This is a genomic window from uncultured Aquabacterium sp. (assembly GCF_913773725.1).
In the GTDB taxonomy this organism is placed as follows: domain Bacteria; phylum Pseudomonadota; class Gammaproteobacteria; order Burkholderiales; family Burkholderiaceae_C; genus Aquabacterium.
This window is the reverse complement of record NZ_CAJYGK010000051.1, coordinates 1-5,676: the sequence shown is the minus strand read 5'-3', so window position 1 is coordinate 5,676 and position 5,676 is coordinate 1. Positions and strand designations below refer to the sequence as shown.

The window sequence follows — 5,676 nt, the reverse complement described above, 5'->3', positions numbered from 1 at the left end:
CACGCACCATCGTGAGGCAGGCCTTCAACCGGCTGTCCGAGCTGAAGCTCGTGCGGCTCGAACCTGCCCGCGGCGCCTTTGTCGCCGCCCCCTCCATCGACGAGGCGCGACAGGTGTTCGCCGTGCGCCGCATGATCGAAGGCCAGATGCTGCGCGAGCTCACGGCGCGCATCAAGCCCGCCGACCTGCGTGAGATCAAAGCCCACCTGAAGGCCGAGCGGGAGGCGGTCAAGCGCATCGACGTGCCCACCCGCTCCAAGCTGCTGTTCGACTTCCACGTCGAGCTGGCCCGTGTGCTGGGCAACCAGGTGCTGGTCGATCTCATCCAGGAACTGGTGTCACGCTGCTCGCTGATCACACTGATGTACCAGTCTGCCGACGACGCCGAGACCTCGCACGCCGAGCACATCGCCATCCTGCAGGCCATCGAGGCCCGTGATGCGGACCGGGCGGCGGCACTGGTCAACGAACACCTGCTGACGGTCGAGCGCCAGCTGACCGAGCGCCCCCGCGCGCCCGGCCTGCTGGCCGACGTCTTCCGTACCGACTGACCCTCTTTTCTGCCTGCCGACACGCCTCTCGCCATGAGCTCTTCTGCCGACTACCCCCGCGACCTGATCGGCCACGGCCGCAACCCGCCTCATGCGCAGTGGCCCGGCGGCGCCCGCATTGCCGTGCAGTTCGTGCTGAACTACGAAGAAGGCGGCGAGAACTGTGTGCTCCATGGCGATGCGGGCAGCGAGCAGTTCCTCAGCGAGATGTTCAACCCGCCCGCCTTCCCCGATCGGCACATGAGCATGGAGTCGATCTACGAATACGGCTCTCGGGCCGGCGTGTGGCGGCTGCTGCGCGAATTCGAGCAACGCAAGCTGCCCTTGACGGTGTTCGGTGTCAGCATGGCCTTGCAACGCCACCCGGATGTGACCCAGGCGTTCAAGGAGCTGGGCCACGAGATCGCCTGCCACGGCTGGCGCTGGATCAGCTATCAGCAGATCGACGAGGCCACCGAGCGCGAACACATGCGCATCGGCATGCAGCTCATCGAAGCGCTGACGGGCGAGCGCCCGCTGGGCTGGTACACCGGCCGCGACAGCCCCAACACGCACCGCCTGGTGGCGGATTTCGGCGGCTTCGAGTACGACAGCGACCACTACGGTGACGACCTGCCCTTCTGGATGCCCGTCACCAAGAGCAACGGCGAAACAGTGCAGCAGCTCATCGTGCCCTACGCCATGGACACGAACGACATGCGCTTCTGCCTGCCGCAGGGCTTCTCGCAGGGCGACGACTTCTTCACCTACCTGCGCGACGCCTTCGACGTGCTCTATGCCGAGGGCGACCCGAACGGACTGAACCGACCCAAGATGCTGAGCATCGGCATGCATTGCCGCCTTCTGGGCCGCCCGGGCCGCCTGCGCGCGCTGCAGAAGTTCCTTGACCACATCCAGTCGCATGACAAGGTGTGGGTGTGCCGCCGCATCGACATCGCCCGCCACTGGCGGGCCCACCACCCGCATCAGGTCACCGCATGAGCGCGCCCACCCTCAGCCTGGCGGCACTCAACGCCGCGGACCAGCGCGGCTTCACGGCCCTGCTGGACGGCATCTACGAGCATTCGCCCTGGATTGCCGAACAGGCCTGGGCACAGCGACCCGCCGAGGGCTATGTGTCGCTGGACCAGCTCAAGCACGCACTGGCTCAGGTGGTGCGCCTGGCCCCGCGTGAGGCGCAGCTTGGCCTGATCCGCGCCCACCCGGAACTGGCCGGCAAGGCCGCCGTGGCCGGCCAGCTCACGGCCGAATCCACCAACGAGCAGAGCAAGGCGGGGCTGACACACTGCAGCCCCGAGGAATTCGCGGCACTGCAGCGCCTGAATGCCGACTACAACGCCCGCTTCGGCTGGCCCTTCATCCTGGCCGTGCGCGGGCCGGATGGCCGCGGGCTGAGCCGCGCCGAGATCATCCGGACCTTCGAGCGCCGCCTGCACCACAGCCCTGCCTTCGAGCTGGCCGAGTGCCTGCGCAACATCCATCGCATTGCCGAGATCCGGCTCAACGACAAGTTCGGCTTCAGCCCCACCGAAGGCGATCGCATCCTGACCTGGGCCCGGACGCTGGCCGAGCACACCGAGGGCACCGGCCCCAACGGCCTGAACGAGCAACCGCCACTCACGGTGACCTACCTGACCGACGCCCACCAGGCCTGTGCCGCACAGCTGCAGGCCTGGATGCGCGAGTGCGGCTTCGACGAGGTCGAACTCGACGCGGTGGGCAACGTCGTGGGCCGCTACCACGGCATCGATCCGCAGGCCCCGTTGCTGCTGACCGGCTCGCACTACGACACGGTGCGCAATGGCGGCCAGCACGATGGCCGACTGGGCATCTTCGTGCCCATGGCCTGCGTACGGGCCCTGCACGCGCAGGGCCGGCGCCTGAAGCATGGCATCGAGGTGGTGGCGTTCTCGGAAGAAGAAGGCCAGCGCTACAAGGCCACCTTCCTGGGCTCCAGTGCCCTGGTGGGCGACTTCGACCCCGCCTGGCTGGATCTGGCCGATGCCCAGGGCGTCACCGTGCGCGAGGCCCTGCGCGCCGCAGGCCTGCCCGGCGACATGGTCGCCATCCAGGCGCTCAGGCGCGACCCGGCACGCTACCTCGGCTTTGTCGAAGTGCACATCGAACAAGGGCCGGTGCTGGACGAGCACGACATGCCGCTGGGCATCGTCACGTCCATCAACGGCAGCCTGCGCTTCGCGGGCGAGGCCATCGGGGTGGCGTGTCACGCCGGCACCACGCCGATGCCGCTGCGCCAGGATGCCGCCGCCGCAGTCGCTGAGGTGCTGCTGTACGTCGAGCGCCGTGCAGCGGAGGACGCCGCGTCGCCCGCCGGCGGTTCGGTGGGCACGGTCGGCGTGTTGCAGGTGCCCCAGGGGTCGATCAACGTCGTGCCCGGCCGCTGCCAGTTCACACTCGATCTGCGGGCCCCCACCAACGCACAGCGCGATGCGCTTGCGCGCGACGTGCTGGCTTTCATCGACGAGGTGGCCGCGCGACGCCAGGTGCGCATCACCGTCGAGCAGACCATGGCCGCCTCGGCCGCGCCCTCCGACCCCGCGTGGCAGGCCCGCTGGGAAGCCGCCGTGCAACAGATGGGGCTGTCGGTGTACCGCCTGCCCAGCGGCGCAGGCCACGACGCCATGAAGCTGCACCAGTGCATGCCCCAGGCCATGCTGTTCGTGCGCGGCGGCAACGCCGGCATCAGCCACAACCCGCTTGAAACCGTCACCAACGACGATGCCCAGCGGGCCGTCGTGGCCTTCATGAACCTGCTGGCCGCGCTCTGACCCGCCCGCCCATCGCCCCCCCATCGACCGCCCCTCTCCATCCCCGCCTATGAACAGCCCCGCCCTCCCCGCCGCAGGCCCCGTCGACGCCGCCTACACGGCCCTCGATGCCTGGATCGACGCCCACTTCGATGACGAGGTGCGCTTTCTGCAGGCGCTGGTGCAGGTGCCGACCGACACCCCGCCGGGCAACAACGCCCCCCACGCCGAGCGCACCGCCAGCCTGCTCGCGGATTTTGGCTACACGGCCGAGCGCCATGCCGTGCCCGCCACCGAAGTGCATGCATACGGCCTGCAAAGCCTCACCAACCTGATCGTGCGCCGTCGCTTTGCCGAAGGCGGCCGCGTGGTCGCGCTCAACGCCCACGGCGACGTGGTGCCCCCGGGTGAAGGCTGGACGCACGATCCCTATGGCGGCGAGGTGGTCGATGGCAAGCTCTATGGTCGCGCGGCCGCGGTCAGCAAGAGCGACTTCGCCACCTTCACCTTCGCCCTGCGCGCGCTCGACGCCCTGGTGGCGCAGGCCCACGCGCCGACGCTCCAGGGCGGTGTCGAGCTGCACTTCACCTATGACGAGGAGTTCGGCGGCGAACTGGGCCCGGGCTGGCTGCTCAAGCAAGGCCTGACGCGGCCGGATCTGCTGATTGCCGCCGGCTTCAGCTACGAGGTGGTCACCGCGCACAACGGCTGCCTGCAGATGGAGGTGACGGTACACGGCACCATGGCCCATGCCGCCATCCCGCACACCGGGGTCGATGCGCTGCAGGGCGCAGTGGCGATCCTGAACGCGCTCTATGCCCAGAACACGAAGTACAAGCAGGTCACCTCGCAGGTGCCCGGCATCACGCACCCTTACCTGAACGTCGGACGCATCGAAGGCGGCACGAACACCAACGTCGTGCCTGGCAAGGTCGTGCTCAAGCTGGACCGCCGCATGATCCCCGAGGAAGACCCGGTGGCCGTCGAAGCCGACATCCGCCGGGTGATCCACGAAGCCGCTGCCAGCTTCCCGGGCATCACGGTCGAGATCAAGCGCCTGCTGCTGGCCCATGCGCTCAAGCCCCTGCCCGGCAACGCGCCCCTGGTCGAGGCCTTGCAGCGTCACGGTCAGGCCGTCTTCGGTGAGCCCATTCCCACCAGCGGCACCCCGCTCTACACCGATGTGCGGCTGTACTGCGCCCACGGCATCCCGGCGGTGATCTACGGCGCCGGCCCCCGCACCGTGTTCGAGTCGAACGCCAAGCGCGCCGACGAGCACCTGGTCCTGGAAGACCTGCGCCGCGCGACCAAGGTCGTGGCCCGCGCACTCTTCGACCTCTTGCACTGAGGGGTTGTCACGGCACGGGCATGTCCTTGTCATAAGCGGGCCGTACGCTGTCAGCGACGCCCGCCTGCCTGACCGACATGCCGACTGCGCACCATCGACTGCACACGCTGCCCGACGCCGATGCCACCCTGCTGCGGTGGCTGCAGTCGTGTCTGGACGAGCTGCGCGACCCGGTCGCGCGCCTGGCCGAGGGACAGGTCGACACCGAGGCCGTGCACCAGTGCCGCAGCGGCTTGCGCCGCCTGCGCAGCGCATTCGACCTGGCCCGGGGAGGCGAACACACAGCGCCGGAATCCCTGGTCTGGACCCAGACCTTCCGGTTGCTGGGCGTCTCGCGTGACGAAGATGTGCTGCGTGACCTGCTGGGCCTGGCAGCCTGGCAGCAGCTTGCGCCCTGGTTGGCAAGCCGGGACAGCGGGGCAGTGGCCCTGAGCCGGGACGACCTGCCTGCCTGCTTCGCCCCCGACGCCGCCTTCATGCGCGCGTGGCACGAACTGGCGCAGTGGCTCCACACGGCGGCCCTGGCGCCGCTGGCCCCTCACGCACGCGATGCCTGGCGCCGCCATCTGCTGCGTCGGCTCGACCGCTGGCATGCCCGGATCACAGAGGCATCGCGCGCCGGGCAAGCCCTGGACGACGACGCCCTGCACAGTGAACGCAAGCGCTGCAAGCGTCTGCAGCAGGCCCTGCTGTGGCTGCGCCCCCATCTGCCAGAGGCCGAGCGCAAGGCCTATGTGCGCCGCCTCCGCGTTGCCCAGCGGCTTCTGGGTGAATGGCATGACCTGCAGATGGCCATGGCGCGCTGTGACGGTGCACCTCGCGATCTGGGCGCGGATGCGGCCACGCAGTTGGCGTGGATCACCCACAGACAGAACCTGGCACGCAAGGCCGCGATCCAGGCCCTGCGCCGCCTTTCACGCGCCACACCGTGCTGGCGATAGCCTGAGCGGCCGCCAGCCGGTGTGATCCGCTCAACGCGGCGCGCGCTCTGCGCGGAACTCCACGTCGT

At 69.1% G+C, this 5,676-nt stretch carries 5 protein-coding genes; all 5 read left to right on the top strand.

All coding sequences use genetic code 11. The annotated features are described in order from the left end of the window. Positions 1-551: GntR family transcriptional regulator (locus QZ709_RS05770; protein ID WP_294636321.1), on the top strand; the 551-nt coding region annotated here is incomplete at its 5' end. 33 nt (positions 552-584) lie between these two features. Next, positions 585-1,532: an allantoinase PuuE gene (gene puuE, locus QZ709_RS05765; RefSeq protein WP_294636320.1), complete on the top strand. Its 948-nt coding sequence runs from the start codon at positions 585-587 to the stop codon at positions 1,530-1,532. After that, on the top strand, positions 1,529-3,340 hold the full coding sequence (uraD, locus tag QZ709_RS05760) for a 2-oxo-4-hydroxy-4-carboxy-5-ureidoimidazoline decarboxylase (protein WP_294636319.1): 1,812 nt from the start codon (positions 1,529-1,531) through the stop codon (positions 3,338-3,340). The genes puuE and uraD overlap by 4 nt, the downstream gene beginning before the upstream one ends. A 49-nt stretch (positions 3,341-3,389) precedes the next feature. Further along, positions 3,390-4,667, top strand: a complete 1,278-nt coding sequence (locus QZ709_RS05755) for a M20/M25/M40 family metallo-hydrolase (RefSeq protein ID WP_294636318.1) — start codon at positions 3,390-3,392, stop codon at positions 4,665-4,667. A 77-nt stretch (positions 4,668-4,744) separates the two neighbouring features. Beyond that, a complete protein-coding gene (locus QZ709_RS05750; RefSeq protein WP_294636317.1) occupies positions 4,745-5,608 on the top strand; it encodes a CHAD domain-containing protein in 864 nt (287 codons plus the stop codon). Positions 5,609-5,676: the final 68 nt, after the last annotated feature.

Coding starts and splice junctions, on each gene's coding strand:
- puuE (WP_294636320.1), top strand. CDS start 585: ATGAGCTCTTCTGCCGACTACCCCCGCGACCTGATCGGCCACGGCCGC.
- uraD (WP_294636319.1), top strand. CDS start 1,529: ATGAGCGCGCCCACCCTCAGCCTGGCGGCACTCAACGCCGCGGACCAG.
- QZ709_RS05755 (WP_294636318.1), top strand. CDS start 3,390: ATGAACAGCCCCGCCCTCCCCGCCGCAGGCCCCGTCGACGCCGCCTAC.
- QZ709_RS05750 (WP_294636317.1), top strand. CDS start 4,745: ATGCCGACTGCGCACCATCGACTGCACACGCTGCCCGACGCCGATGCC.